26 protein-coding genes are annotated in these 26,182 nt (G+C 64.2%); 17 read left to right on the top strand and 9 right to left on the bottom strand.

Translation table 11 applies throughout. The features are described 5' to 3' along the window. Positions 1 to 9: 9 nt before the first annotated feature. A complete protein-coding gene (locus HMA55_RS04555) occupies positions 10 to 903 on the top strand; it encodes a tyrosine recombinase XerC (protein WP_181191877.1) in 894 nt (297 codons plus the stop codon). Here HMA55_RS04555 and HMA55_RS04550 read toward each other — a convergent pair. After that, positions 866 to 1,405 (bottom strand): M23 family metallopeptidase, encoded by a 540-nt coding sequence (locus HMA55_RS04550; protein ID WP_181191876.1) that lies wholly within the window; start codon positions 1,403 to 1,405, stop codon positions 866 to 868. The genes HMA55_RS04555 and HMA55_RS04550 overlap by 38 nt on opposite strands. Before the next feature lie 302 nt (positions 1,406 to 1,707). On the opposite strand from HMA55_RS04550, the gene rpsB reads away from it, so the two are divergent. The 3 genes from rpsB to pyrH all read left to right on the top strand — a co-directional run bounded on the left by rpsB (position 1,708) and on the right by pyrH (position 4,631). Continuing rightward, the gene (gene rpsB, locus HMA55_RS04545) at positions 1,708 to 2,691 is read left to right on the top strand and encodes a 30S ribosomal protein S2 (RefSeq protein WP_235961734.1); all 984 of its coding nucleotides are present in this window, start codon (positions 1,708 to 1,710) and stop codon (positions 2,689 to 2,691) included. A 211-nt stretch (positions 2,692 to 2,902) separates the two neighbouring features. Next, on the top strand, positions 2,903 to 3,721 hold the full coding sequence (tsf, locus tag HMA55_RS04540) for a translation elongation factor Ts (RefSeq protein WP_181191875.1): 819 nt from the start codon (positions 2,903 to 2,905) through the stop codon (positions 3,719 to 3,721). Positions 3,722 to 3,947: 226 nt separating this feature from the next. Next, complete coding sequence (pyrH, locus tag HMA55_RS04535) at positions 3,948 to 4,631, top strand: UMP kinase (RefSeq protein ID WP_219910414.1); 684 nt, start codon at positions 3,948 to 3,950, stop codon at positions 4,629 to 4,631. On the opposite strand, the gene HMA55_RS04530 is transcribed toward pyrH, so the two are convergent. After that, positions 4,628 to 5,713 (bottom strand): amidase family protein, encoded by a 1,086-nt coding sequence (locus tag HMA55_RS04530; protein WP_181191873.1) that lies wholly within the window; start codon positions 5,711 to 5,713, stop codon positions 4,628 to 4,630. The genes pyrH and HMA55_RS04530 overlap by 4 nt on opposite strands. Positions 5,714 to 5,789: 76 nt before the next feature. On the opposite strand from HMA55_RS04530, the gene frr reads away from it, so the two are divergent. From frr to rlmN, 3 genes are read left to right on the top strand one after another with little or no spacing between them, the layout of a single operon-like run. After that, entirely contained in the window at positions 5,790 to 6,347 is a 558-nt protein-coding gene (gene frr / locus HMA55_RS04525) for a ribosome recycling factor (RefSeq protein WP_181191872.1), read from the top strand. A 6-nt stretch (positions 6,348 to 6,353) separates the two neighbouring features. Then, positions 6,354 to 7,277, top strand: coding sequence for a phosphatidate cytidylyltransferase (locus HMA55_RS04520; protein WP_181191871.1), 924 nt, complete (start codon positions 6,354 to 6,356; stop codon positions 7,275 to 7,277). A 54-nt stretch (positions 7,278 to 7,331) separates the two neighbouring features. Beyond that, positions 7,332 to 8,435 carry a 23S rRNA (adenine(2503)-C(2))-methyltransferase RlmN gene (gene rlmN / locus HMA55_RS04515; protein ID WP_181191870.1) on the top strand — a complete coding sequence of 368 codons (1,104 nt, stop codon included), beginning with the start codon at positions 7,332 to 7,334 and terminating at the stop codon, positions 8,433 to 8,435. 145 nt (positions 8,436 to 8,580) lie between these two features. On the opposite strand, the gene HMA55_RS04510 is transcribed toward rlmN, so the two are convergent. Continuing rightward, positions 8,581 to 9,015: a DUF2631 domain-containing protein gene (locus HMA55_RS04510; RefSeq protein ID WP_257802319.1), complete on the bottom strand. Its 435-nt coding sequence runs from the start codon at positions 9,013 to 9,015 to the stop codon at positions 8,581 to 8,583. A 159-nt stretch (positions 9,016 to 9,174) separates the two neighbouring features. On the opposite strand from HMA55_RS04510, the gene dxr reads away from it, so the two are divergent. From dxr to map, 5 genes are read left to right on the top strand one after another with little or no spacing between them, the layout of a single operon-like run. After that, positions 9,175 to 10,365 (top strand): 1-deoxy-D-xylulose-5-phosphate reductoisomerase, encoded by a 1,191-nt coding sequence (gene dxr, locus HMA55_RS04505; protein ID WP_181191868.1) that lies wholly within the window; start codon positions 9,175 to 9,177, stop codon positions 10,363 to 10,365. Between the two features lie 15 nt (positions 10,366 to 10,380). Then, entirely contained in the window at positions 10,381 to 11,589 is a 1,209-nt protein-coding gene (locus HMA55_RS04500; RefSeq protein WP_181191867.1) for a M50 family metallopeptidase, read from the top strand. Between the two features lie 20 nt (positions 11,590 to 11,609). Then, positions 11,610 to 12,773: a flavodoxin-dependent (E)-4-hydroxy-3-methylbut-2-enyl-diphosphate synthase gene (gene ispG, locus HMA55_RS04495; protein ID WP_181191866.1), complete on the top strand. Its 1,164-nt coding sequence runs from the start codon at positions 11,610 to 11,612 to the stop codon at positions 12,771 to 12,773. 1 nt (position 12,774) lies between these two features. Then, positions 12,775 to 14,589 carry a penicillin-binding transpeptidase domain-containing protein gene (locus HMA55_RS04490; protein WP_181191865.1) on the top strand — a complete coding sequence of 605 codons (1,815 nt, stop codon included), beginning with the start codon at positions 12,775 to 12,777 and terminating at the stop codon, positions 14,587 to 14,589. A 52-nt stretch (positions 14,590 to 14,641) separates the two neighbouring features. Then, positions 14,642 to 15,541, top strand: coding sequence for a type I methionyl aminopeptidase (map, locus tag HMA55_RS04485; protein ID WP_181191864.1), 900 nt, complete (start codon positions 14,642 to 14,644; stop codon positions 15,539 to 15,541). Positions 15,542 to 15,660: 119 nt separating this feature from the next. Here the strand turns inward: map and HMA55_RS04480 are convergent, their stop codons facing one another. The 4 genes from HMA55_RS04480 to HMA55_RS04465 form a co-directional block, all read right to left on the bottom strand. Beyond that, a complete protein-coding gene (locus tag HMA55_RS04480; protein ID WP_181191863.1) occupies positions 15,661 to 16,158 on the bottom strand; it encodes a hypothetical protein in 498 nt (165 codons plus the stop codon). 52 nt (positions 16,159 to 16,210) lie between these two features. After that, positions 16,211 to 16,621, bottom strand: coding sequence for a hypothetical protein (locus HMA55_RS04475; protein ID WP_181191862.1), 411 nt, complete (start codon positions 16,619 to 16,621; stop codon positions 16,211 to 16,213). 322 nt (positions 16,622 to 16,943) lie between these two features. Beyond that, entirely contained in the window at positions 16,944 to 18,371 is a 1,428-nt protein-coding gene (gene mtr / locus HMA55_RS04470; RefSeq protein WP_181191861.1) for a mycothione reductase, read from the bottom strand. Positions 18,372 to 18,412: 41 nt separating this feature from the next. Then, positions 18,413 to 19,417 (bottom strand): alpha/beta hydrolase, encoded by a 1,005-nt coding sequence (locus HMA55_RS04465; protein WP_181191860.1) that lies wholly within the window; start codon positions 19,415 to 19,417, stop codon positions 18,413 to 18,415. A gap of 128 nt (positions 19,418 to 19,545) precedes the next feature. Here HMA55_RS04465 and mqo point away from each other — a divergent pair, with 128 nt between their 5' ends. Continuing rightward, on the top strand, positions 19,546 to 21,057 hold the full coding sequence (gene mqo / locus HMA55_RS04460; RefSeq protein WP_181191859.1) for a malate dehydrogenase (quinone): 1,512 nt from the start codon (positions 19,546 to 19,548) through the stop codon (positions 21,055 to 21,057). Between the two features lie 32 nt (positions 21,058 to 21,089). Here mqo and HMA55_RS04455 read toward each other — a convergent pair whose 3' ends face one another. Beyond that, entirely contained in the window at positions 21,090 to 22,295 is a 1,206-nt protein-coding gene (locus HMA55_RS04455) for a protein adenylyltransferase SelO family protein (protein WP_181191858.1), read from the bottom strand. 24 nt (positions 22,296 to 22,319) lie between these two features. Between HMA55_RS04455 and cobA the strand changes: the two genes are divergently transcribed. Genes cobA through HMA55_RS04440 form a run of 3 tightly spaced genes read left to right on the top strand, consistent with a single transcriptional unit; the run spans position 22,320 to position 24,257 of the window. Further along, the gene (gene cobA / locus HMA55_RS04450) at positions 22,320 to 23,060 is read left to right on the top strand and encodes a uroporphyrinogen-III C-methyltransferase (RefSeq protein WP_181191857.1); all 741 of its coding nucleotides are present in this window, start codon (positions 22,320 to 22,322) and stop codon (positions 23,058 to 23,060) included. A 1-nt stretch (position 23,061) separates the two neighbouring features. Beyond that, a complete protein-coding gene (locus HMA55_RS04445; protein ID WP_235961733.1) occupies positions 23,062 to 24,015 on the top strand; it encodes a class I SAM-dependent methyltransferase in 954 nt (317 codons plus the stop codon). A gap of 23 nt (positions 24,016 to 24,038) precedes the next feature. Then, positions 24,039 to 24,257, top strand: coding sequence for a type II toxin-antitoxin system Phd/YefM family antitoxin (locus tag HMA55_RS04440; RefSeq protein ID WP_181191855.1), 219 nt, complete (start codon positions 24,039 to 24,041; stop codon positions 24,255 to 24,257). Here HMA55_RS04440 and HMA55_RS04435 read toward each other — a convergent pair. Further along, positions 24,254 to 24,991 (bottom strand): NAD-dependent deacylase, encoded by a 738-nt coding sequence (locus HMA55_RS04435; protein WP_181191854.1) that lies wholly within the window; start codon positions 24,989 to 24,991, stop codon positions 24,254 to 24,256. The two genes, HMA55_RS04440 and HMA55_RS04435, sit on opposite strands and share 4 nt — an antisense overlap. Before the next feature lie 342 nt (positions 24,992 to 25,333). Here HMA55_RS04435 and HMA55_RS04430 point away from each other — a divergent pair, with 342 nt between their 5' ends. Further along, positions 25,334 to 26,134 carry a hypothetical protein gene (locus tag HMA55_RS04430; protein WP_181191853.1) on the top strand — a complete coding sequence of 267 codons (801 nt, stop codon included), beginning with the start codon at positions 25,334 to 25,336 and terminating at the stop codon, positions 26,132 to 26,134. The last annotated feature ends 48 nt before the right edge of the window (positions 26,135 to 26,182 follow it).

The raw sequence follows: 26,182 nt of genomic DNA, 5'->3' as shown, positions 1-26,182 counted from the left end.
TCCCGGGGCATGAGTAAACGGCTGGGACAGTTGCAGGCGGCGGTGGATGACTTCGCCGACTACGCCGAGCTCGTCCTGGGCCGCTCGCCGAACACGGTAAAGGGATACGTCGCGGACCTCCGGAGCCTGGACGGGTACGCGGCCACCTTTGATCAGTTCACGCTGGACACGCTGCGCCTGTGGCTCGCCGACGCGCTTACCGCAGGCAAAAGCCGGTCCACCCTGGCGCGCAGGACGGCAGCTGCCCGCGCCTTTTCTGCCTGGGCCTACCGGCAGGGATATATCGACACCGACGCGGCAGCGCGGTTGAAAGCACCGAAAATCAACCGCGCCCTTCCTACCGTGGTCAAAGGCGAGCGCGCCTCTGAACTGGTGGAGGCAGACACCGATGATGACGGCCACCGCGCCGAAGACGTGCGAGACCGAGCCATGCTGGAGCTGCTCTACGCCACCGGAATGCGTGTCGGCGAGCTCACTGGCTTAGACATCGGCGACGTGGATCTGGCGCGCGGGTTGGCGCACGTGACCGGAAAGGGCAACAAGCAGCGCGTCGTCCCCTTCGGCGACAAGGCTGCCGCCGCTGTAGCCGAGTGGCTCGAGCTCGGACGCGATCAGCTGGCAGGAGATACCCGCGCTGTGTTCGTCGGCTCCCGAGGAAAACGCATCGACCAGCGGCAGGTCCGCCGTGTGGTGGAACGCGCTGGGCAGCGCGCTGGAGTGGAACACGTGAGCCCGCACACGCTGCGCCACACCGCCGCAACCCACATGCTTGAAGGTGGGGCCGACCTGCGGGTCGTGCAGGAGATGCTCGGGCACACAAGCCTGCAGACCACGCAGATCTATACACACGTCTCCGCCCAGCGGCTTAAGCGCGTCTACGACCAGGCGCATCCGCGGGCGTAGCGTCGGGAACCAGTGGCTTTAACCGGATCCGGGGCGGCTCCAAGAGTGTCAACGGGTCAATATAGGTGTCCTTTGCTATCAGAGCGCCCCAATGCAGACCGACATGCGACCCGGAAAAACCCGCCGGCGCACGGTCAAGGGCACCGATGTCCTGACCCTCCAGCACGTCGTCGCCGAGTTTGAGGCCGGAGCGCACTGGTTGGTACGTGGTACGGATGCCGCCGGCGTGGTCGACTGCCACCACGGGCGTGCCGGCAACCGAGCCGACGAAAGCCACGACCCCGTCGCCGGCCGCGAGCACGGGGTCCCCAACGCGCAACCGCAGATCGACGCCACGGTGGCCGGGCTTCCAGTTCTGCTGGGGGATATCGGCGGGCCGGCCCACGCTGGAGGGCTGGCGGGAGCCCGTAGATGGGTCGACCCAGGCGGCCGCGGGGGAGATATCAAAGGCGGACAGGGCGAGGGCGGCAAGGGCGGACCGAAGGAACGTCGAGAAGCGCATGTTTTTGATCCCAGCACGAATACTGGCCAAGAACGAGAGCGTGAGCGGGATCTGTGGATAACTCGTCGGTGGTTGGTGGCGTATCCACACAAAGCCGCAGTTGAGATTAGGTTTTGCGCCCGTGAGCGGGTAATGTTGCACCGGCAGCTTTTATGGGCTGACTACGCGCGCCGGATAATGCCTGCTCAGTGACGGTCCCTCTCACAGGGTGCGGGGCGAGCACGGTGCCAGGGCACGGGATAAAAACCCGTGCGTGAGACATGCAAGAGAACCGAACTACTTTCTCCGAAGGAGACAAAACCATGGCAGTTGTAACCATGAGTGAACTCCTCGACGCTGGTGTGCACTTCGGCCACCAGACGCGTCGCTGGAACCCGAAGATGCGCCGCTTCATCTTCACCGACCGCAACGGCATCTACATCATCGACCTGCAGCAGACGCTGACCTACATCGATGAGGCGTACGAGTTTGTGAAGGAGACCGTCGCTCACGGCGGCACTATCCTGTTCGTCGGCACCAAGAAGCAGGCGCAGGAGCCGATCCAGGAAGAGGCGCAGCGCGTCGGTATGCCGTACGTGACCCACCGTTGGCTGGGCGGCATGCTCACCAACTTCCAGACTGTGTCCAAGCGCATTGGCCGCATGAAGGAACTGCAGGCAATGGACGCGGCTGAGGACGGCTACGCTGGCCGCGGCAAGAAGGAAGTCCTTATGCTGACCCGCGAGCGCGTCAAGCTCGAGCGTGTGCTGGGCGGCATCGCCGACATGACCAAGGCGCCTTCCGCGCTGTGGATCGTGGACACTAACAAGGAGCACATCGCCGTCTCCGAGGCCCAGAAGCTGCGCATCCCGGTTGTCGCAGTGTTGGACACGAACTGCGACCCGGACGTTGTGGACTTCCCGATCCCGGGCAACGACGATGCCATCGGCGCCGTCAAGCTGCTCACCCACATCGTCGGCGAGGCTGTCATCGCCGGTAAGCAGCAGCGCGAAGAGCGCCAGCTCGCTTCCGCACGCGACGCTGCAGGCGACTCCGACGCGAAGCGTCAGGCCGAAGCCGCAGAGGCTGCTGCCCAGGCCGCCGCCTCCGACGAAGTGTCCGCAGCTGACGCAGCCAAGGCTGCCGTTGCCGCTGAGACCGCAGCTCCGCAAGAGGTCGCTGAGGTTGAGCAGCCGGCTTCCGTCCGCGCGGCTGCGCAGGCGAACGAGGCTGAGGCCGCGAACGAGACCGGCAAAGTCGACGAGGGCGTCCAGATTTCGGGCACCGAGTCCGCCACCCAGGCGTAAGCCACAGGGCACGGATCTTCGATTCGCACACTCGCGCACCCCGTGTTCGCCAGTTCCTCCCGGCCGGTCCGGTGGGCAGCGGCGGACCCGGGGTGTTTGTCGTATGAACGCGCTGTAACCGTGCGCCAGCCATGCCGTCGTGGGTAACGTCGGCTACGCTATTAACGGTTAATCATCTTTACGCAACACTTCTATGAGGAGGATCGCCCACATGGCGAACTACACTGCTGCTGACGTCAAGAAGCTCCGCGAGACCACCGGCTCCGGCATGCTCGACTGCAAGAAGGCTCTCGAGGAGACTGGCGGCGACTTCGATAAGGCCGTTGAGAACCTCCGCATCAAGGGCGCTAAGGACGTGGGCAAGCGCGCAGAGCGCAACGCCCTCGAGGGCCTGGTCGCCGTGTCCGGCAACACCATCGTCGAGATCAACTCCGAGACTGACTTCGTGGCCAAGAACCAGGAGTTCAAGGACATTGCCGCGCAGATCGCCGACGGCGCTGCCGCTGTGAAGGCGAACTCCCAGGAGGAGCTGGCAAACGCAGACGTCAACGGCGAGACCGCGCACGACGTGCTGGAGCGCCTGTCCGCGAAGATCGGTGAGAAGCTCGAGCTGCGCCGCGCGGCCACCGTCGAGGGCGACAAGGTTGAGGCATACCTGCACCAGAAGGCAGCGGACCTGCCGCCGGCCGTCGGCGTGCTCGTCGCGTACAAGGGCGACAACGCTGAGGCCGCGCACCAGATTGCACTCCAGATTGCGGCGATGAAGGCCCGTTACCTCAATCAGGAGGCTGTGCCGGCTGACGTCGTTGAGAAGGAGCGTGCAGTCCAGGAAGAGATCACCCGCAACGAGGGCAAGCCTGAGGCCGCCATCGCGAAGATTGTCGAGGGCCGCATGGGTGGCTTCTTCAAGGACGTTGTTCTGTTGGATCAGCCGTCCCTGTCTGATTCCAAGAAGACCGTGAAGCAGTACGCCGAGGAGAACGGCATCGAGGTCACCGACTTCGTGCGTTACGAGGTCGGCCAGGCCTAACCGTCTGCCGAGGACGCTGAGCGTCCTTCTCGCCCCGCACCCGCACCATCCGTTGAGCTGGTGGGCGGTGCGGGGCTTTGCCGTGGAGCGGGGGCTGCACGCGCGCGGTTCGGTACCTGTCGGCCCGCCCGTCTAGAATCGTCGGCGGACATCTGCACATCCCGCGTAAAAGGAGCGATCTTCGGTGACTGACCTCAATCCCAGCCGCACAGGTTTTAAGCGAGTGATGCTGAAGTTGGGCGGTGAAATGTTCGGCGGTGGCAAGGTCGGCATCGATCCGGACGTCGTGGAGTCGGTCGCCCGCCAGATCGCCGACATCGCGCGCGGCGGAACAGAAGTTGCCGTAGTTATCGGCGGCGGCAATTTCTTCCGCGGCGCGGAACTGCAGCAGCGCGGCATGGATCGCGCTCGGTCCGACTACATGGGCATGCTGGGCACCGTGATGAACTGTCTGGCGCTGCAGGACTTCCTGCAGCAAATGGGGGTGGATTGCCGTGTGCAGACCTCCATCAACATGGCCCAGATCGCCGAGCCGTACCTGCCGCTGCGCGCCGCCCGCCACCTTGAGAAGGGCCGCGTGGTGATTTTCGGCGCGGGCATGGGCATGCCGTACTTCTCTACCGACACCACCGCGGCGCAGCGAGCGCTGGAGATCGGGTGCGAGGTGCTGTTGATGGCGAAGGCCGTGGACGGGGTGTACGACTCCGACCCGCGAGAGAACCCCGACGCGCAGTTGTACTCTGAGATCTCCCCGCGCGAGGTTATCGAGCTGGGCCTGAAGGTGGCGGACGCGACCGCGTTCAGCCTTTGCATGGACAACAATATGCCGATCCTGGTGTTCAACCTGCTCGAGGAAGGCAACATCGCGCGGGCAGTCTCCGGCGAGCAGGTGGGCACCCTCGTGGCTTAGCGCCCGAGCAGCTCCTCGGCCTCGCGGGCAAGGGCGAGCAGTTCCGGGCCGCTCAGGCGCAGGCTCCCCAAGTGAACGCCGCCGAGTGCGATAGCCGGGGTGCCCAACATGTTGAACACGGAGCACCACGGTGACCAGTGCGTCTGCGCGTGAAAGCTCTCTTCGGGGGCGAGGGCGGGGAAGTGGCCCAGCGGTGGCGGGTCGTACGCGATGGTGGGGCTGAGCACCGCGTCCACGTCCCATTGGCGGGCAATAAGCTCGGGGAGCGCGCGCGTGTGCGTCCACGCCGCCGCCACTTGCACCGGTGTTAACCGCTTCGCTTCTTCCACGAGCCAGGCGATGTAGGCGTTATCCCGTGGGTCGATGTCTCTGAACGAGCGCGTGATGGTGGTGGTGAAGTGCGCGTATGTTTCGCGCGACTCGGCGTACGGCGAGATCTCAACCACCTCGTGGCGGCGTCCGAGGAGGCCAGCAAGCTTCTCGACGTCAGCTCCGCGCCGCTTTGCCACCTCGGGGCGCGCAAACACCCCGGTGGTGAGCACTCCGACACGCATCCGCCGTTCTATCGGTTGGACCCACCCAGTCAGTGTGAACAGGTCCGCCACGTTCCCCGTGAGGAACCCGTGGGCAGGTAGCTCCTGGCTGGAAAGTTTCAATCCCACGACATTGCAGGCGGCAGCCGGAACGCGGATCGAGCCCCCCGCGTCGGTGCCGTGCGCGGCCCTCGCGGTCCCGTCCGCGACCACCACCGCAGCTCCCGTGGACGAGCCCCCGGGGGTGCAGCCTGGGAATGCGGGTGATTCGAGTACGGGCACCCCGGGCCGCTCCGCGTAGCAGGTTGCCCCAAGCTCGGAGGTGAGGGTTTTTGCGTGGATCTCCGCACCGGCGTTGAGCAGCTGCCGGACGAAGGGGTCCGTCTCGCGGGCGGTGTAGGCGCGAGCTGGGTTGCCGTTGGTGGTGGGCATGCCAGCAACGTCGGTGCCGTCCTTGATTGGAATGCGCCATCCGCTCAGGCGTCCGCCCGGCGGCCCTACCGGAGCTGCGCCGGGTTCGGCGACATAAGTGAAGGCGGGGTGCGGCATGGCGACAGTCTAGGCACTCGCGCGACGCTGGTAGGTTAAAGGGGACGCAAACCCGAGAAACGATAGGGGTACACCCATGATTGATGACGTTTTGTTGGACGCCGAAGAGCGTATGACCTCCTCGGTTGAGCACACCCGCGATGAGCTGGCAACCATCCGCACCGGGCGTGCGAACCCGGCGATGTTCAACGGCGTGATGGCGGATTTCTACGGCTCGCCGACGCCGATCAACCAGATGGCCACCATCTCGGTGCCGGAGCCGCGCATGCTGCTGATCAAGCCGTACGACATGTCCACCATGGGCGAGATCGAAAACGCGATCCGCAACTCCGACCTGGGTGTTAACCCAACGGACGACGGACAGGTCATTCGCGTGACCATCCCGCAGCTGACGGAGGAGCGCCGTAAGGATCTGGTGAAGCAGGCGAGGCAAAAGGGCGAGGACGGCAAGATTGCTATCCGCAACGTGCGCCGCCAGGGCATGGATGCGCTGAAGAAGATCCAAAAGGACGGCGACGCGGGTGAGGACGAGGTCACCACCGCCGAAAAAACCCTGGACAAAACCACCCAGGGCTTCGTCGCGCAGATCGACGAGATCGTGCAGCGCAAGGAAAACGAGCTGCTGGAGGTCTAGACCGACGTGGCCGAGACGCAAGCGGAAACCCCGGCGGAGGCGGAGGCGACGCCGAGCCGTTGGCCCACCCACGCCCCGAAGCCGAAGAACAAAGCGGGGCGGGACTTGCCCGCGGCAATCACCACCGGCGTGGTTCTCGGCGCACTGGTGATTGCCGCCGTGTGGGTTGGGCCAGTCGCCTGGTACCCGCTCGTCGCTGTTGCTGTGGCGCTGGCTATGTGGGAGGTGATGACCCGCTTGCGTGAGGCCGGCTACATCCAGCCGCGTACGCTGCTGATCATCCTCGGCCAGGCCATGCTGTGGCTTTCTGTTCCATACGGCACCTCGGGGTTGGTGGCCGGATTCGCCTTCACGGTCTTGGTGGTGATGTTCTGGGGGATGTTCCACAGGGGCCGCCACAGCAGGCCGGAAAACTACCTGCGCGATACGGCGGTAGCCATCTTCGTCCTTGCGTGGATCCCGCTGTTCGGCACGTTCGCTGCAATGATCTCCCGGATTACCGAGGCCGGCGTGGACGGCTCGGCCTACATCATCGCGTTCATGCTGTGCGTGGTGGCTAATGACGTGGGCGGTTATGCCGCCGGCGTCATGTTCGGGTCCCACCCGATGGCACCGGCCGTGAGCCCGAACAAGTCGTGGGAGGGGTTTGCCGGCTCGCTCATTGCCGGGGTCGTCACCGGCGTACTGGTGGTTTCCTTCCTCATCCACGGCCCATGGTGGATGGGCATTGTCCTCGGCATCGCCTTGGTTATTTGCGCCACGATGGGCGACCTGGTGGAAAGCCAGTTCAAGCGCGAGCTGGGTATCAAAGACATGTCCAACCTCCTGCCGGGCCACGGCGGGATCATGGACCGCCTCGACGGCATGCTCCCAGCCGCTGCGGCCACCTACATCCTGCTCACCGCCATCTCGTTGATGAACGGCGCGTAGTAGCCGCCCGCAAGATTCGAAGTTGCCGCCCCAACGTGCCAAAATGGGCGCATTATGAGCGACTTCCCACAAATCCAGCTGCTCGCGCCGAAGCGCGGCATGCCCCCGAAGCACTTCGCGGACCTGACTAAAAATGAGCGCGTTGAGGCGCTCAACGAGCTCGGGCTTCCGAAATTCCGCGCGGACCAGATCGCGCGTCATTACTACGGCAAGTTCGAGGCGGATCCGCTGACCATGACGGACTTGCCTGAGGGGCAGCGCCAAACCGTCAAAGACGCATTGTTTCCCACGCTGCTCACCCCCGTGCGCACGGTGGAAACCGACGAGGGCGACACCACGAAGACGCTGTGGCGGTTGCACGACGGCATTCTGCTGGAATCCGTCCTCATGCGCTATCCGGGTCGCGCCACGTTGTGCATCTCCTCCCAGGCTGGCTGCGGTATGGCCTGCCCGTTCTGCGCCACCGGGCAGGGCGGGTTGGACCGAAACCTCTCTACCGCCGAGATCGTGGACCAGGTACGCGCCGCGGCGGCGATGATGCAAGCAGAGGGCTCGCGCCTCTCCAACATCGTGTTCATGGGCATGGGGGAGCCGCTGGCCAATTACAAGCGCGTGGTCTCCGCAGTGCGCCAGATCACCCAGCCGTCCCCGGACGGCTTCGGCATCTCCCAGCGCAACGTCACCGTCTCCACGGTGGGCCTGGCACCGCAGATCCGCATGCTCGCGGACGAGGGGCTGTCGTGCACGCTCGCGGTGAGCCTGCACACGCCTGACGACGAGCTCCGCGACGAACTCGTCCCGGTGAACAACCGCTTTGAGGTCGCCGAAGTGCTGGACGCCGCGCGGTACTACGCCGACCAGACTGGGCGTCGCGTTTCCATCGAGTACGCGCTGATCCGCGACATGAACGACCAGGATTTCCGCGCCGACATGCTGGGAAAGAAGCTGCACTCCGCGCTCGGCTCGCGCGTCCACGTCAACGTCATCCCGCTCAACCCCACCCCTGGTTCTAAATGGGACGCCTCGCCGCGGGCGCGCCAAGACGAGTTCGTCCGGCGTGTTGCAGCCCAGGGGGTACCGTGCACCGTACGCGACACCAAGGGGCAGGAGATCGCCGCGGCTTGCGGTCAGCTCGCTGCCGACGAAAAAGCGGTATAGCGGCAGGAAAAACCGCCAGCGAAGGGCTGGCGGTTTTCGACGAGATCGTGGCTAGATGCGCTCGTGCTTGCCGCGGGAGTCTACGGTGATGACCTCGACGTCCTCGCGCTGGCGAGCGGGCTCCACCGGTCGCGCGGTGGTGCGCTCAACCACGCGCTCCTGGCCGCGGGCCGGGCGCAGGTGAGCGACACGGCTCGATGTTCAGGGAACGCAGCTGAGAGTCCGTGAGGTTCTCGTACACGTCGCCCGACAAGGTCGCCTGGTTGTAGATCCAGTCCGGCTCTTGGTGGCCCACCGGCTTGTTGTGCGAGGTGACGGTGCGTACCTGGCTCAGCTTCGGCTTGGTGGCGTGCAGGATCAGCCCAAGAGCGATAAGCACGGCGAGGGCGACCAACCAAATGGTCTCCACGTGGCCCTGGTGGTTGCCAAAGTTGTAAGCGACGAGGAAGAGCACGGAGATCCAACCGGCGATCTGAATGGTGCGGTCGGTGAACGCGCTCCAGCCGAAGCGTGCGGACGGAACATCCGCCTCAGAAACACCGTTGTACACCTGGGGTGCGTTGTCCTTCGCGTGGGCCACTGGAATGCTCCTTCTTAGCCTGGATAGCGGTTGCCAAGATTGGTCAAAACTGTCAGCAACTATCATCGCATACCAGGCATGAACAAGGGGACACGTCACCCCCATTGTGTTCAAACTTTCGCATCACGAGCCCGGGGATAACGCTTGCTTAGTGCCGGAATGGCTTCGACGTGTCACAATGGTCGCGTGAAGAATGTAGTGATCTTGGGCTCCACCGGTTCTATCGGCTCGCAGGCGATAGAGGTGATCCGCGAGCATCGTGACCAATTCACGGTTGTCGGCATCGCCTCCGCAGGGTCTAATCCGGACCAGGTGGTCGCGCAAGCCCGCGAGTTCGGGTTGAGCTCGGACCAGGTTGCCGTTCGCGACCTTGAGGGCGCCAAGCGCGTGTCCAAGGAACTCGAGGGCTTCGTCATCACCGGCGACAACTGCGCCACCGCGCTGGTGGAGTCACAGGAGGCCGACATTGTGCTGAACGCGCTCGTCGGTTCGGTTGGGTTGCCCGCCACCTTGGCAGCGCTCAAAACGGGTGCGACACTGGCCCTTGCCAATAAGGAATCACTTGTCGCCGGCGGCCGTTTTGTCCTGGAGGCCGCTCGCCCGGGGCAGATCGTGCCCGTCGATTCGGAGCACTCTGCGATGGCGCAGGCCCTGCGCGCGGGGGACCGGGCGGAAGTAGAGCGGTTTGTGCTCACCGCTTCCGGTGGGCCGTTCCGCGGCAAATCCCGCGCCGAGCTCATGGAAGTCACACCTGAGCAAGCAGTGGCGCACCCGACGTGGTCTATGGGTTCCATGAACTCTCTGAACTCTGCGACCATGGTGAATAAGGGGCTCGAGCTTATCGAGGCCTCGCTACTGTTCGACGTGGAGCCGGACAAAATCGACGTTACGGTGCACCCGCAATCGATCGTGCATTCCATGGTCACGTTCGCCGACGGCGCGACTATCGCACAGGCTTCTCCGCCCTCGATGATGCTTCCCATTTCGCACGCGCTGAATTGGCCGAACCGAATTGCTGGCGCGCAGCGTGCGCTGGATTTCTCCCAGGCTTCTGAGTGGACCTTCGAACCGCTGGATGAGGACGCGTTCCCCGCGGTGAAGCTAGCACGCCAGGCCGCGGAGCAGGGGGATCCCTACCCGGCTATCTACAACGCCGCCAACGAGGTGGCGGTGGCAGCATTTGTTGCTGGCCGGGTGAAGTTCCCACACATCGTGGACATTATTGCCGAAGTGCTCGATAGTGCGGCTGACTTCGCTGAGTCACCGGCGAACGTCAATGCCGTCATGCGCACCGAGGCGCGGGCGCGCGAGCGGGCCGAGGCTGTCATCGAGCGCATTACTGGTGCGTAGCGGCGAAGGGGTTTTGTGGGTGCTGTAGGCATTCTGGCGTTCGCGCTTGCGATTGCCTTGTCCATTGCGCTGCACGAGGCCGGGCACATGTTCACCGCCCGTGCGTTCGGCATGCGTGTGCGGCGTTACTTCATCGGCTTCGGGCCCACGGTGTGGTCGACCACCAAGGGGCACACAGAGTACGGCATCGCGGCACTGCCGTTCGGTGGTTTTTGCGATATCGCCGGCATGACGGCGATGGATCCCCTCACGCCTGAAGAGGCTCCGCACGCAATGGTGAACAAGCCTGCGTGGCAGCGTATCGCGGTGCTCGCCGGTGGAATTGTGATGAACCTGCTCATTGGCGTGGTAATCACCTACCTTGTTGCTGTATTCTCCGGCATCCCCAACCCAGATGCGGACTTCACGCCGCGCGTGGGCCAAACGGTGTGTGTTGCGGATCAAAAGGATGCCCAAACGCTGGACGAGTGCTCGGGCGAGGGGCCCGCCGGCCGGGCGGGTGTGCGCGCGGGTGACACGTTGGTGTCGGTGGACGGGCAGAGCATTGATGGGTTTGGGGATCTGCGGGACGCCGTCGCAAAGCGGCCTGGCGAAACCGTGGCTCTTGAAGTCTCGCGCGACGGGGTCCCCATGGTCATAGACGTGCCCGTGGCCGCAGTGCAGCGGATTGATCCGGCCACCGGGGAGCGCGTCACGCAAGGGGCAGTCGGCATTGTTGCAGCCCCCGTGCAGGATGCGGTGAAGCAGTTCGGCCCAGTTGAAGCGGTGCCAGCGACTGCGCGCTTCACCGGTCAAATGCTCGGTGCGACGGTCGAGGGCATCGTGTCATTCCCGGGCAAGATCCCGGGCGTGGTCGCCTCGCTTTTCGGTGCTGAGCGCGACGTCGCTGGCCCTATCAGTGTCATTGGTGCCTCGCGCACGGGTGGTGAGCTAGTCGAGCAAAACATGTGGTCCGCGTTCTGGATGATGCTGGCGAGCCTGAATTTCTTCCTCGCCTTGTTCAACCTGGTGCCATTGCCGCCGCTGGACGGTGGTCACATTGCGGTCGTGCTCTACGAGCGGGTTCGCGACGCTTTTCGACGCCTCCGGGGCCTCGGCCCCGGCGCCCCGGCCGACTACGAAAAGTTGATGCCGCTGACCTACGTGATGGCGGCGGTGCTGCTCGGAGTGGGCGTGCTGGTGATGGCCGCGGACGTGGTCAACCCCGTCCGGATATTTGGCTGACGGTGCTAGAGTTAGCCACCATGAACACCCCCATCGGATTAGGTATGCCAGAAGGCCCGGCACCGACGTTGGCTCCGCGCCGCAAGACCCGCCAGCTGATGGTGGGGGATGTGGGTGTCGGTTCGGATCACCCGATCTCCGTGCAGTCCATGACCACCACGAAGACACACGACATCAACGCCACACTGCAGCAGATCGCGCAGCTGACCACCGCTGGCTGCGACATCGTGCGCGTCGCGTGCCCGAAGACCGTGGACGCGGACGCGCTGCCGGCCATCGCCGCGAAATCGCCGATCCCGGTTATCGCGGATATCCACTTCCAGCCCAAGTACATCTTCGCCGCCATCGATGCTGGTTGCGCGGCGGTGCGCGTGAACCCGGGCAACATCAAGGAGTTCGACGGCCGAGTCAAGGAGGTGGCGAAGGCTGCGGGTGACGCGGGCATCCCGATCCGTATCGGCGTCAACGGTGGCTCCCTGGATCCCCGTCTTTTGGCTAAGTACGGCAAGGCCACCCCGGAGGCATTGGTGGAGTCGGCTATCTATGAGGCCGGCCTGTTCGAGGAGCACGGCTACGGCGACATCGCGATTTCCGTGAAGCACTCCGACCCGGTGCTCATGGTCGAGGCGTACCGCCAGCTGGCAGAGAAGACGGACTACCCGCTGCACCTGGGTGTGACCGAGGCGGGCCCGAAGTTCATGGGCACGATCAAGTCTTCCGTGGCCTTCGGCGCGCTGCTGTCCGAGGGTATCGGCGATACCATCCGCGTATCCCTGTCCGCCGACCCGGTGGAGGAGATCAAGGTCGGCGACCAGATCCTGCAGTCGCTCAACCTGCGCCCCCGCAAGCTGGAGATCGTTTCTTGCCCGTCCTGCGGCCGCGCGCAGGTGGACGTGTACAAGCTGGCCGAGGAGGTCACCGCTGGCCTGGACGGCATGGAGTTCCCGCTGCGCGTGGCCGTCATGGGCTGCGTGGTCAACGGCCCGGGCGAGGCGCGCGATGCGGACCTCGGCGTGGCGTCCGGCAACGGCAAGGGTCAGATCTTTGTCAAGGGCGAGGTAGTGGAAACGGTGCCGGAGTCGAAGATCGTGGAGACGCTCATTGACTACGCGCACCGCATCGCCGAGGAGGAGGGCCTCGAGGAGGTCGCCGGTGCAAAGGCTGAGGTCAAGGTCACGCGCTGACATGCTCCGTCGCAGTGTGGCGGGGGTTGCGGTGGTGGCGCTGGCGGCGTCGATAAGCAGCTGCACCCCGCGTCCGAACGACGCGGAGCCTGCCGCAACGGCGTTTCTGAAGGCGCTGGAGGAGCGTGAGGTAAACGCGTCGCTTACCGACGACGCCTCCGCCGCCGAGTCCTCCCTCAACGAAACGTGGGGCGGGCTCCAGGCGGAGGGGCTGAGCGCCTCGCTTCTCAGCGTCAACCAGGAAGACAACCTCGCCACCGCAACGTATGAGCTGCACTGGGATCTCCCGCGCGAGCGTGACCTCACGTACACGGCGCAGATGACGTTGACGCAAAGCGGCGACAACTGGGGGGTGCGCTGGCAGCCATCCGTGCTCCACCCCCGGCTGGGAGCGAACCAGCACCTAGAGCTGCGAGCCGTTGCTCCTTCGCAGGCCAGCGTGGTTTCCTCAGATGGAGTGGAGCTGCTCACGCCCGGTACCGCCTACCGCGTCCTGGTCGACACCGATCAGATGCGCTCGGCGGGTGCCGCAGCGGCGGGGATTAGCCGTGCGCTCGGGAGCGCGCACGAGACGGACCGCGGGGTGCCTCTGCGCGACGAGGAGGGCCTTACCAGGGAGCTGGAGGGGGCCTCCGGAACCTACTCGGTGGCCGTGGTGCCGGCTCCCGCTCGCGATGCGTTCGAAGCCGCTTTGGGCGCAGAGCCCGGTGTGCGGCTCAACGAAGAGGCCGCGATGGTCAACGCGCAACCCGATTTCGCGCCGGACATCATGGCTCGCGTCGGCGAGCTGGTTCGCGACGACCTGCAGGGCGATTCCGGTTGGAGCGTTGACGTGGTTAACGAAAACGGGGCCTCCTACGAGGAGATCACACGCGAAGATCCGGCACCTGCTCCCGCGGTGCACATCAGCCTCGACCACCGCGTGCAGCGCGCCGCCGAGCGGGCGCTGGAGCCGGTGGCGGGCCAGCAAGCCATGATCGTGGCCATCCGCCCTTCCACCGGGGGCATCTTGGCCGTCGCTCAGACTCCGGCCGCGGACGCGGAGGGCAACCTGGCCACGATGGGCCAGTACCCGCCGGGCTCTACGTTTAAGATCCTCACGGCCTTTGCGGGCCTGACCAAACTGGGCCTCGTACCCGGCTCGCCCGTGCCGTGCCCCGGCACCATGAACATTTTCGGGCGAACCGTGACCAACTACGCGGGCTTCGGCTTGGGCACGGTGCCGCTAGAGACAGCCTTCGCCCGTTCCTGCAACACCACTTTCGCCGACATCTCGACGAAGCTGGCACCGGGGGAGCTGAAAGCACTAGGCAAGCAATTCGGCCTTGGGCTGGACATGGAGATTCCCGGCGTGGAAACCATCACCGGTTCCATCCCGGAGGGCGAAGAGCCTCTGGACCGCACCGAAGCCGGCTACGGCCAGGGTCTGGATTTGGCCAGCCCGTTCGGGATGGCGCTCGTGTCCGCCACGGCTGCGCGGGGCACGCTGCCGGTACCGTTCCTCGTACAGGGGGAGCAGACGAATTTAAGCGAAGACCCGGCTCCCGTAGACCCGCAGGCTATCGACGAGCTCCGCCAACTCATGGCGGCAGTCACCGGTCCCGGCGGCACCGCAGGGGGCCTCAGCGCCGGCGGCGATATCCGCGGCAAAACCGGCGAGGCGGAGATCAATGGAGGCTCCCATGCTTGGTTTACCGGCTACCGGGTAGATGACGACATTGCGTTTGCGACCCTGGTTGTCCTCGGCGGCGGTTCCGAGGCGGCGGTGGCGGTCACCGACCGCATGTTGCTCAACCTGGATACGCCCGCGCCGTAGCCGACTTTAACGGTGAGCTAGCCCGTTTGACCGGAGGTCTACCATTGAGACCATGAATCCACGAGGCTTACTTACCCCAGGAAAATCCACCCCTGAGCGCAAGGTTCCGAAGTCGATCGAGCGCCCTGAATACGCGTGGAAGGACGAGGTTCAAGAGAATATCGGCGAGCCGGTAGTGCAGTCCTCGGAGACCATCGAGGCCATGCGTGAGGCCAGCAAGATCGCCGCCAACGCGCTCGCTCTCGCGGGTGCGGCCGTCGCCCCCGGGAAAACCACCGACGAAGTCGACGGTATCGTCCACGACTACCTCATCGACCACGGCGCCTACCCCTCCACCCTCGGCTACCGCGGGTACCCCAAGTCCAGCTGTATCTCCCTGAACGAGATCGTCTGCCACGGCATCCCGGACACCACGGTGATTCAGGAAGGCGACATCGTCAACATCGACGTCACCGCCTACAAGAACGGCGTGCACGGCGACACTAACGCCACGTTCTTGGCCGGCGAGGTGGCGCAGGAGCACAAGGACCTCGTCGACCGCACCTACCAGGCGATGATGCGCGGCATCAAGGCAGCGAAACCCGGCCGCCAGATTAACGTGATCGGGCGCGTGATCGAGTCCTACGCCAAGCGCTTCGGTTACAACGTGGTCACCGATTTCACGGGCCACGGCGTGGGGACCACCTTCCACAACGGCCTGGTGGTTCTGCACTACGACTCTGACGCCTACACAGACGTCCTCGAGCCGGGGATGACGCTCACCATCGAGCCCATGATCAATCTCGGCGAGCTGCCATACCGCGTGTGGGACGACGGCTGGACCGTGCAGAACATCGACGGCGAGTACACCGCCCAGTTCGAGCACACCATCGTGATCACCGATGACGGCAACGAGATCCTCACCATCCCGGACGCTGACATCGCTGCCGGACAGCACATGCTGGGGGAGTAGACCAGCATCACGAAGGGCCACCCGTGGCGTAGTCATGGGTGGCCCTTTCTGTTGCTGGATATCACATGCGAAATCCCCGCCACGCTGTGACGGGGATAAGCAATTCTAAGAATATGGGCTTAGAACTGCGGCAGCTGGATCCAGCCGTTGTAGGAAGCGAAGTTCACACCAGCGATGACCAGGCCGACGAGAGCGCCGATACCGGCAACGACGGTGCCGTCGATCCAAAGACGTGCCCACTGCGGAACGAGCTCCGGGTTGGTCTTCTTGCCGAAAGCGTCGGTCGGGTAGAACGGGGTCTTAGCGTCTTCCTGGGTGACGTACTGGGAGGAGCCGTGGCCACCGAAGAGGCCCTTGGTACCGTCTGAGACGACCTGACCGAAATCCTTATCGGCCTCGGTCTTACCGTTAGCCTTGACGCCGTCGGTCTGCTTGCCGGCGAAAATTACGGCGCGGTCAGCCTTGGCATCCTTGTTGTCCTCAGCCTTGGAAGAGGAGTTGGTCTCTTCTGCCGGCTTGTTCTGGGGCGCACCCTCGGCGGAAGCGATTGCGGTGCCGCCAGCGAGGACGGTCAGAGCGGTTGCGGATGCAACAGCGGCGGTGCGGATGTTACGCATCTTGTTCCTTCTTTCGGAAGTTAATAGGGATCGGTTTGCGGGAATCCGCTACTTAGAAGTTAACCGGGCCGTGAACGATGAAGTTGTACAGGGGGCCGACAATCAGACCGATTACAGCGGAAACAGAGGTGAAGATGGTCAGGGCGAAGGCAACCTTTGCCCACACAGGCTGGGACTCGAGGTTATTGTCCTTACCAAAGATGGCCTGGCCATCGGCACCCTGGAGCTCGCCGTCCTTCTGGAAACCAAGGGTCTTGGAACCGGCGATCTTGGAGGAGAGGCCCGGCTCCTGGTCCTTAGCAGCGTCGACGTCCGCGTCGATCTTACGGGTCGGAGCGACGTAGGTGGACTCAGCTACCTTGCTGTCCTCGGCGCCCTCAACGGCGGTTGCGACTGCGGTGGAGCCGAATGCCACAGCGACGGCGGTAGCGCCGGCGAGGGCTGCCTTACGGAAATTACGCATGAAACGAAATCCTTCTCTGATAGTTCTTGCACGACGTCCGGGTGGAATTCAAAGAAGTCCAGGGGCATTGAGCTCCTAGGACCGATAGCAAGCCCTTGTGGGGCTCGGTCCCGGTGTCTGCTTCGACAATAGCCGAACACTTCCAGCTGAATGCAAGTTGGCCCGGATAATTATCCAGAAGTTCAACCAAAGGTTTGAAAGCTTGGGGTTGGCTGGGAGCATTCGGCTAGGCAAATGAACTCTCACTTGCTCTTTTAGACTGCTGCGACCAAAAAGAAGGGGGGCTAGCTCGCAGCCCCCGAAAGTGGGGTGAAGCAGAGGTTTAAACTTCTTTGAACGTCAGGTCGAGACCGAGGATCGCGTTTTCCGTCACTTCGGCGAGGGACGGGTGGATCCAGTATTGAGCGCGGGGGAAGGTCCGGAGGTCGAGCCCGTAGGCCATCACAGTGATCATTTGCTGGATGAGCGTGGACGCCTGCGGGCCCATGTAATGCGCGCCGAGGAGCTTGCCGGAAGATCGGTCGGCGACGAGCTTCACCAAACCGGTTGAGTCCTCCAGGCCCCAGCCGTAGGCCACGTCGCCGTAGTTTTGGACCTTGACCGTGACATCGAACCCGGCATCGGTGGCTTCCTGTTCCGTCATGCCCACGGTAGCGATCTGGGGGCGCGTGAAAATCGCCGAAGGAACGTGGTCGTGGGGCAAAGGGACCAGCGACGAGTCTTCGGAGCCGGACCACGTAGAGAGGACGTTGTGCGTGACCGCACGCTGCTCGGCGTTCGCCACGTGTTTGAGCTGATATGGCGACGAGAGGTCTCCGAGTGACCACACGCCGTCGGCCGAGGTGCGCCCGTATTCGTCAACCGCGACACGGCCGTCCGGGTGGGTGTCTATCCCGCCTGCGTGGACGTTGAGGGTGTCGCTGTTGGGCACACGCCCGGTGGCGATGAGGAGGGCTTCGGAGGTGATTGCGGAGCCGTCGTCAAGCGTGAGCGTGATGCCAGTGTCGGTTTCCTCGGCGCTGGCAACAGTGCGGCCGATGTGGGTCGTGTAGCGCTCGGCGGCGAGCGCGTTAAACGGCTCAGCGATGTCGGAGTCGAGCTTGCGCAGCAGCTGCGAGCGGGAAATCACGGTCACGTCGGTGCCCAGCGCATCGAAGACGTGCGCGAACTCCATGGCGATGAAGCCGCCGCCGACGATGGTCAGCGACTTCGGCTGGCGCTCAAGCCGCATGATGTCCTCGTTGGTGTGGAAGGTCACGCCGTGCGCCCAGTCGGGGATGTAGGGGCGAGCTCCTGCGGCGAGGATGATCGTCTCGGCGGTGATGAGCTCTTCGTCCTCGCCGCGTCCGGTCTTCAACGTCTTGGGGCCGACGAAAGAGGCCTCCATGTCGTAGACGGTGACGTTGTCGCAGCCGTTGCGGCGGTAGTCCTCGCCGCCTTTCGCAATGAGGTCGATGCGGTTGTCAAACACGCGCTGCACAATCGCTGGCCAGTCCGCGCCCTTGTACTCCAGGTCAATGCCCAGCTTGCCGGCTTCGCGGGCGGCGAAAGCCTTCTCGGCGGCGAGAACGTACATCTTTGTCGGGATGCACCCCACGTTCAGGCACGTGCCACCGAACGCACCCTTTTCAACAAGAGCGACCTTTTTATCGTCGAAGTCCGGGGTGAGGATGGAGTTTCCGGAACCCGCCCCCACAATGATTACGTCGTATTGGGTTGCTTCCTGCGTTTCGCTCGATGCAGCGGGCATGGAGTCCTCCTCTATATATATGTGTGTTTCGGTGTGAAACGTTACTGTGTGGCGGCGAGGCCGTCGAGCCAGGTGAAAACCGCCTTGAACGCAGCCTCGCGTGCGTGCCGTTCGGACAGGAATACATCGTGGCGCGCACCGTCGATGGCCTGTACCTGCGCATGCGCGGATAAGGTTGGCGCCCAGCGCTGAATTTGATCCACGTCCAGCACAGTGTCGGCGGTGTCCGCGGCGGGTGAGTATTCCTCGCCGAGGTATGAGTGCGACGAGCACAAGGTCAGCGTCGGCACACCGGTATAAACGTTTCCAGCGTGAATCTGTTCCTGGCCCTGCAGCACCGCGCGGATCCAGCCCAGGTACTTGCGGTGGCCGTTAATGGGCTTCCATGTGGTGTTGAAGTCCCACTCGCCGTGAAAGTCCTTGTGGATGGACTTTCCGTACGTGCCCTCCCCGCGTTGCAGTAGGGGCAGGGATGGAAAAATCGCGCCGAAGGCGTTTAATACTGGCTTTAGCAGCGCGACCTGCCACGCGGGGAACTGCATGTCCAGCCATGGGCTGTTGAGGATGACGGCGTGGAGTTTCGAGTGGTCTTCGGGATGTTCGCGGCGCAGGTGGTCCGCCCACAGTGGCACGATCAACCCGCCGGTGGAATGCGCGAGAACTATCACTGAGCCGTGCTGGCGGGCCAAGATCCGCAGCGCCTGGGTCAGCTCCGGAAAATAGCGTGTCATGCTCAAAGTGAAGTGCGGGCGTTCGCCTTTGTTTAGCGCCCGCCCGCAGCGGCGCAGGTCCAAGGCGTAAAAGGGGTAGCCCTGAGAGGCGAACTCGTCCGCAACATGCGTCTGGAAGAAGTAGTCGGACATGCCGTGCACCCACAACACCGCCGGCTTGCGCATCGCGCTTTGCGACGCGCGCACGTCCCGTACCAGCACCGCATCTACGCGAGTGCCACTATCCGGGTCTTTGCCTTGAGGAAGCGCAACCTGTTCGAAGCCGCTGCCGAGGACGTCGGGTTGCCAATTCAAAGGTGTTTCGCTGTCGACCATGGCGCCGATAGTACTGGCGGGGCGGGGGTGACCTGTGGTCGTCGACAAGCCTTTGTACTCTCGCAGGAAAGGGGACGTAATATGAGCATCACTCCCAAAAGTCGAAAAACCTCAAAGGATGACTACGTATGTCTGACAACGGTGGTAACAAGTACGCGGACGAGGTGGACATCCTGCACGTCGGCGCCGGCATCATGAGCGCCACGCTGTGCTCGATGCTGCATGAGCTGGAGCCCGAGTGGAGCCAGATGATCTTCGAGCGGCTCGACGGGCCCGCCCAGGAGTCCTCCTACCCGTTCAACAACGCCGGTACCGGGCACTCCGCGTTGTGCGAGCTGAATTACACGCCGGAAAAGAACGGCCGCGTCGATGTGTCCAAGGCAATGGCCATCAACGAGAAGTTCCAGCTTTCTCGACAGTTTTGGTCCTACCAGGTTGAAAACGGTGTGCTCACGGATCCGCGCGCCTTTATCAACCCGGTTCCGCACGTCTCCTTCGCCCAGGGCGAGGATCAGGTGAAGTACCTCCGCAAGCGCTACGACAACCTGTCGGCGAACCACATGTTCCCCAACATGCAGTTCGCAGACGACCGCGAGACCTTCTCCGAAAAGCTGCCGCTGATGTCCCAAGGCCGCGACTTCGACGCCGAACAGGTTGCCATTTCCTGGACCGACGCCGGTACAGACATCAACTACGGCTCCCTGACCCAGCAGTTTCTGGACGCCGCGAAGAAAAACGGCACCGAAATCCGCTACGGGCGCGAAGTGACCAACATCAAGCGCGAAGGCAACTTCTGGAAGGTCACCGCCAAAAACGTCAACACCGGCGACAAACAGGTCGTGCGTGCCCGCTTCGTGTTCGTCGGAGCTGGCGGCTACGCCCTCGACCTGCTGCGCAAGGCGGGCGTTCCCGAGGTGCACGGCTACGCAGGCTTCCCCATTTCCGGCATGTGGCTCAAGACCACGAACCAGGAGCTGGTGCAGCAGCACAAGGCCAAGGTGTACGGCAAGGCGAAAGTGGGCGCTCCGCCGATGTCCGTGCCGCACCTGGACCTGCGCGTGGTGGGCGGCGAAGAGTCGCTGCTGTTCGGCCCGTACGGCGGCTGGAGCCCGAAGTTCCTCAAGGAAGGCTCTTACCTGGACCTGTTCAAGTCCATCCGTTTGGACAACATCCCGTCCTACCTCGGCGTCGGCGCGACCAACGTCGGGTTGGTGAAATACCTGGTGCAGGAAGTCTTCCGCGACTTCGACGGCAAGGTTGACATGCTCCACGAGTACTACCCGGCGGCGGACGGGAAGGACTGGGAGGTCGTGGTTGCAGGTCAGCGCGTCCAGGTGATCAAGCCTGCCGCGTTCCCGCGTTTCGGCACCCTCGAGTTCGGCACCGCTCTGGTTAACGACCAGAACGGCACCATCGCCGGTGTGCTCGGTGCATCCCCGGGTGCCTCGATCACCCCGGCGGCGATGATCGAGCTGCTGGAGCGCTGCTTCGGCGAGCACATGATCGACTGGGCGGACAAGCTGCACGAGATGTTCCCGACGTACGGCAAGTCGCTCAAGCGCGACAAGGACGCCTACGAGGAGCAGTGGGCGTGGACGCAGAAGACGCTGGGCCTCGACACCGCCGAGAACACGCTGTAGAGCTCCTTCGTCGCTCTACGGGGGCGCCCGCCCTACGTCCCGCAGAACGTGACGTAGGGCAGCTGTCCTTCAGGCCGGGCCATCCATTCGGGCCCGGCCTTTTCGTTGTACGGGTCGCTGGTAGCAGCGAGCAGCTCGTTGTACGGTGCGTAGTCGCCGCGGAGCTCGGCGGCGTCGATAGCCTCCTGCAGCATCTGGTTGCGAGGCACGAAGACGGGGCCGGGTGCGCCGTTGATGCCGCGATCTCGGTTGTAGGTGGTGATGTCTTCCGCCCCGTTGAGGCCGTCGAAGTCCTGGCCGATCCAGTGGTTCCACGCCTCGTCCCACGCCGACTGGACGGTGCCGACGTACTCGTTCACCTTCTCCTGGCCGAGTAGCGGGTAGAGCGCCTCCGCCAGCCGCGCCATGTTCCAGGCAATGATGTTCGGCTGGTTGCCAAACGCGTAGCGGTGCTGGCGGTCGATCGAACTGAAGCTTATGTTGCTGTCGAACCGCTCCGTAAAGGCGCACGGGCCGTAATCGATGGTCTCGCCGGACAGCGCCACGTTGTCGGTGTTCATGACACCGTGAACGAACCCGAGGCGCATCCAATGGGCGACTAGGTCGAACTGCCGCCGCGTGACGGTCTGAAGCATCTCGGCAGCGTCGGCGAAGCCCGCGGCCTCCATGACCTTGCGTGTCAGTTCCTCCGACTGTGTCGCCGCGTACTGCACTGTTCCCACGCGCAGGTGGCTTTTCGCCACGCGCACCACAATGCCGCCGGGGACCGCGCCCTGCTGGCGGACGACGGTGCCGCCGGTGGTGAGCACGGCAAGCGAGCGCGTAGTTGGCACACCGACCGCGTGCATGAATGTAGACACCAGGTGCTCGCGCAGCATCGGGCCAATCGCGCCCACGCCGTCGGAGCCCGGACGGGAAAACGCGGTTGGCCCGGAGCCTTTGAGCTGGATCTCGTAGCCGGCAATGTCGCCGAGAAGGAGGGCGCGGCCGTCGCCTAGCAACGGCACGAACTGCCCGAACTGGTGGCCTGCGTAGGCCATGGCGTGGCCGCCGCCGGCGCCGGTGAGGAACTTCAGGCCGTCGTCAGACTGCAGCCAATCCACGTCGAGTCCGAGCTCCGCTGCAAGTGGCTCGTTGAACGCTACCAGCTGCGGGTTCTCAAACTGGGTGCCGGGCTCCTCGTGTGCGAGCTCCGGCAGGGTGTCGGCGAGCGTGTGGGCGAGCTGAGGTCGGTTCATGGCTCCACCCTAAACTGATGGTCCATGAGTACCGGCCACATCACACTCGTAGGCGGCGGCCCCGGCGCGTGGGACCTGCTCACCATCCGCGGGCTTCGCGCTTTGGAGGCTGCCGACGTCATCCTCGCCGACCACCTTGGTCCGGCTGCGCAGCTCGAGAACTTCCTCGACGTAACCGGCAAGGAGGTCGTGGACGTAGCCAAACTGCCGTACGCGAGACAGGTGGCGCAGGAGCGCATCAACGAACTCTTGGTGCAGTACGGGCGTGCGGGAAAGCGCGTGGTGCGTCTCAAAGGCGGCGACCCGTACGTGTTTGGCCGCGGCTTCGAAGAGCTGCAGGCGTGCGCGGCCGCCGGCCTGGAGTGCTCGGTGGTGCCGGGTGTGACCTCGGCGGTGTCCGTGCCAGCGGCGGCGGATGTGCCGGTGACGCAGCGTGGGGTCACGCACGCGTTCACGGTGGTATCCGGGCACCTGCCGCCGGGACACGAGAAGTCGTTGGTTGACTGGGGCGCGCTGGCTCGCGTCGGCGGCACGATCGTGGTGGTGATGGGTGTGCGCAACGCCCGCGCCATCGCAGAGGCGCTGGTGGAGGCCGGTTTGGATGGTGAGACGCCCGCCGCCGTGATCCAGGAGGGCGAGACGGACGCGCAGCGGGTGTACTTCGCCACCGCAGCGAGCTTGGCCGACGTGATGGAGACTGAAAGCGTCGCGGCGCCGGCCGTGTACGTGTTCGGAGAGGTCGCGGGTCTTGCGCACGCTGGATAGCTTGATCTGGGACACCGCGTTAGGCGCCTCCGAAGGTTTGGGTAACGAGGGGCCGGAGACCGTGTTGATCTGCCACGACCCAACGCTGGATCTCACCCGTGCCGCGGTAGAGACGGACGCGCCAGTGGTGTTTCTAGACTCGGACTACGCGCGAAGCCGGAAGGCGTCGGCAATGGGCGCCGAGATCGCGGGCGACGTGCGCCTGGACGAGTTCTTGGCCGGGGCAACCGGTTCAGCTGTGGCGGTCGGGGAGATGCCCAAGTCCCTGGCCCGGCTGGACTACCTGGCGCGCTCCATCGCGGGCGCGGGCTACGACAGTGTGCGTGTCGTGCTCGGCGCGAACAACAAGCACCTCGCACGCAGCATGAACGCGGTGTTGGGGGAGTCCTTTGACGACGTTGCAGCTTCACTCGGCCGCGGCAAGTTCCGCTGCCTGGTCGCTTCCGGCCCGCGGGAGGTGACCTATGAGCCAACGCTTGGCGACGGCCTGGTCGCCGTCGGCGGAGTCTTTTCCGGCGCAAAGCCGGACCGCGGCGGGGAGCTGCTCCGCTCCTGCCTGCCTGCCGCTCCCGGCCGCCTATTAGACCTGGGCTGTGGCAACGGTTCGGTCACCCGGGGCTTTTCCGGCGTGGCCACGGACGCGGACGCGGACGCGGTGCTCTCCGCGCGCGCCATTGGATTGGAGGCGACGTGGGACGACGCCGGCTCACGTTTGCCGGATGCGTCCTTCGACACCATCGCGCTCAATCCGCCGTTCCACGACGGCACCACCGTCGACGCCACCCTCGTGCAGCACCTGCTCGACGCCTCCGTGCGCCTGCTCGCACCCGGCGGCGCGCTGTATCTGGTGCACAACTCCCACCTGCGCTACCGCGGCGAGGTGGAGCGCAGATTCGCATCCGTGGAGCAGGTCGCGCGCGATAAGACCTTCACGGTGCTTCGGGCCAGCCGCTAGGCTGAAATGCGCAAGGAGGCAGGATGGCACTGACAGTGGACGAAGCACGCGAGAACTTCGACGAGCTGATGCGGCAGGTAACCGTTGCGGGCAAGCACGTACAGATCCAGTCACGCGTCGGTGATGCCGTGCTGATTCCTGCGGCCGAATTTCGATCCTGGAAGGAAACTGCCCACATTCTCGGCACGCCCGCGAATGCACGTAGGTTTATCCGGGCCTACGACCAAGCAGTGTCCCGTTAGCCCAGAAGAGAGGGCAGCGCGTTGGCGGCGGTGTCCTCGATGACCACGTCGGCCAGGTGGGACAGTTCCGTGCGCATCGGTGTGACCTCGATGATGGGGATCTCCCGGGCGTGCGCCATCAACGGCAGACCGGCGGCGGGGTAGACCACGCCGGAGGTGCCCACGATCACCAGCGCGTCCGCGGTGCGCATCCGGCGCTCCGCCTCTTTCCACTCGGCCTCCGGCAGGGCCTCGCCGAACCACACCACGCCGGGGCGCGCCGGCCCGCCACAGAGTGGGCAGGCCGGGGGAGTGATTGCCTCCACGGGGGCTGTGGGCAGGGCGATGGGCTCGCCGAAGGTTTCGTCGCAAAGCGAACAGCGAAACTCAAACAGCGAGCCGTGCAGGTGGACGACCTCCTTGCTCCCCGCGCGCTCGTGGAGGTTGTCAATGTTTTGCGTTGTCACCGTCGTCTTCGGGCAGCGGGCGATAGCGACGTGGCCGGCGTTCGGCTCCGCCTGCTGTGCGAGGCGGGCGCGCCAGAGGTACCAGGCGAACATGGTGTCCGGGTCGTCGTGCCACGCGTCGATGGATGCCATGTCCTGCGGGTCCACGTTTTCCCACAGGCCGGTCTGCGCGTCGCGGTAGGTGGCGATGCCGCTGTCGGCGCTCATGCCTGCGCCGGTGAAGACCTCGATGTGGGAGGCGTCTGCGAGGAGAGCGCGGGCGGTGTCGATGGTGCTCGGGGTGGTCATAGTGGTGACGCTACCCGCGGCGGTGTATGGGGGCATCCGGATGCAAACGCCGATATCGGCATTTGGGGCAAGCACGGCGGTAAAAGCACTGGTCGCGGTCGGGCCAGGATGGTAAACGCCGATATCGTCTTTTGTGCAGTCGTGGTTCCCAAGAACCGGAGCTGTGGACAACTTCACCGGTGAGTTATCCACACAAGAGCGTAAGCCCTTCCGTTTTGCTTGACCCTCTGCCACGATCGCGGTATGGATCGGGGGCGACAAGTAGAGATAGTGCGCAAGCTACGCGTACGGGATAAGAGTAACGATGGCGCAGGTGCAGTGGTCCTGTCGTCAAAGCATTGCATGTCGCAGGCCGACTTCGCTCAGCTCGCGTTTTTTGAGAAGCGGTGGATCCAAGCCATCGCTGTGGGAAAAGCTGCGAGGAAGGCAGCACTTGCGGGGCGCTCAGCAGCACGAGCGCTGGATATGTGGGTGGTAACGACCGATGTAAACGAGCCGGTGGAGTTACTCCTGCCAAACGGCAAAGCACCGCCGAAGAAGCAGCAGCCGACGAATACGGTCTATCACCGGGCGAGGAGACGGCCGGCGACGATCCGGCACTTCGACACTCTGCGTGCAACGGATGAACTGACAACGGCGTTCGAAATCGCGCTGCGACATGGTTTCCGGGAAGGGCTAGTGGCGATGGACTGGATCTTGAGATACTACGCGGACAGGGCCACAGTCGAGGCCGAGATGGAGAAGCTGGGCCGGGTGCGAGGGATTGGCACGTTGAGGAAAGTAGTGAAGTTCGCGGTGAACAACTCGCGCTCGCCGTTCGAGTCGTATGGTCGGGCGATACTGATAGAACGGGTGGCAGAAGACTGGATAGTTAACGGGATGTTCGCCGGCTACGAGGTGGATCTGCGTCGCGGGATGTTCGTGACGGAGATTGACGGGGACTACAAGTACGACGGGGTGACGTTCAAACCCACCGACGAGACGCTAAGGAAAGAACGTCGCCGCGAGAAGGATCTGCTGAAGGTTGGCGCGAAGCTGCTGCGACCGTCGCCCAGCGACCTACTGTTCAGGGAAGGAGAGTTTGTGGCCGATGTGCGCCGGCTTCTCGCGTTGGCAGAAAAGGTTGAACGGGTGGCGAGTTAACGCAGGTAGAGCAGGTGCAACCGATAAACCGATAAATTCGCCTCGGCC

Source organism: Corynebacterium wankanglinii (genome assembly GCF_013601005.1).
Classification (GTDB): Bacteria; Actinomycetota; Actinomycetes; order Mycobacteriales; family Mycobacteriaceae; genus Corynebacterium; species Corynebacterium wankanglinii.
This window is presented reverse-complemented; position numbering and strand designations above follow the sequence as displayed.